The organism is Sulfitobacter sp. HI0129, from assembly GCF_001635395.1.
GTDB lineage: Bacteria > Pseudomonadota > Alphaproteobacteria > Rhodobacterales > Rhodobacteraceae > Sulfitobacter.
In genome coordinates this window covers 1-1,316 of record NZ_LWGH01000797.1, presented here as the reverse complement: position 1 = coordinate 1,316, position 1,316 = coordinate 1, and the positions used below count along the sequence as shown (strand labels likewise).

The 1,316-nt window shown below is 63.7% G+C and carries 1 protein-coding gene; it reads left to right on the top strand.

Annotated features, from left to right (window positions below; genetic code table 11):
* The coding region (locus A3764_RS19155) for a relaxase/mobilization nuclease domain-containing protein (protein ID WP_150122307.1) at positions 1–1,316 on the top strand (1,316 nt) is incomplete at both ends.

Here is a 1,316-nt window from a genome sequence, read left to right as displayed (position 1 = left end):
CGAGCGCTTTGCCAAGCGGTGGGATGCGGGCTTCAAGCCCAAGCTTGGGCAGACCACCCACATGCTCATGTCCTTCCCCATCGGCACGCGCGGGGAGGATGTGCGCGACATCGCGACTGATGTGGCGGAGCGGTTTTTCCAGACCGACGAGGGGCATTTCGACTACATCATCGCAGTGCATGAAGACCGCGATCACCCGCATGCGCATCTGGTGCTGAACCGTCGCTCGCAGGAAGGCGAGTTCTTCTTTCTGGGGCGCAACCATCGCTTCAACTATGACGACTTCCGGCTCGCCATGGTCGAGGAGGCCGAGAAGTACGGCGTGCGGCTGGAAGCCACGCGGCGGGTGGAGCGCGGCGTCGTGCATTACCCGGCCCGGACCAGCGAGATCTACGCCGCGAAAGAAGAGGGTCGCGCGCCCCGCGAGCGCGAACGTGTGGGGGCCGACTTGACCCGGACGCTGGCGGAGATCGCCAACACCAGAACCGTCTACCATTCGCTTGCCGCGGAGGCTTCGCGTGAAGCCCGCGAGAATATTGCCGCGGCACTCTTCCGCGCGGGCGAGGTGCTGGCGCATGGCGGACAGATGGACCGAACAGGAGATGTGTATATGGCTGAGGATCAAAGCTTCGAGGATCTCAGAAGCCTCTATGCGGAAAAGCTCGCGCGAGTGCAGGGCATGATCGCCGAGAAGTCTGACGCGGAACGTCCCATGCTGGAAAAGCGCCTCATCGAGATCCAGACGCAGGTCCAGCACATGCAGCCCTTGGGGCTGCGATCATCCACGCTGTCAGAGACCCCCTCGGAGGGCGGGATCTATTCCGAAGCCAATATCGACGCCAGCCAGCGCGAGCGACTGGCCGAGCCCGACCTGAGATCGCGCATTGACGCGGCACTACGGGGCACAGGGATCAGCACATCGGAAGTGGTGGCCCGGATCGAGACGGGCGCGTCAAATGCAGCGCTCGAACATCAATGGATCGCCAATGATCTCTCCAAAGTGGCCGAGGCGCGGAACCTGAACCTCGGGCGCCGCGCCGATCTGGAACAGGCGCGAGACAGTCTCAACGATGTGCATGTCGCGCTCGGCACGCTCTTGGAACGGGAAAACGTGCTGCGCCGGGATGGCGTCATGGAAGCGGAACCGATCAGCGAGCAGTTCCATTATCATGAGGGCGCGGTGCGGGCGATGGAAGGGACAATCCGTCAGGAGATGCGCGCAGAGGGCCTGACCGCGCAGCAGATCGAGGACCGGGACTGGGAGGTTGTCTCAAGGGCGGAGCGCCGGATCGAGACGGAGCAGCGCGCGTATCTCG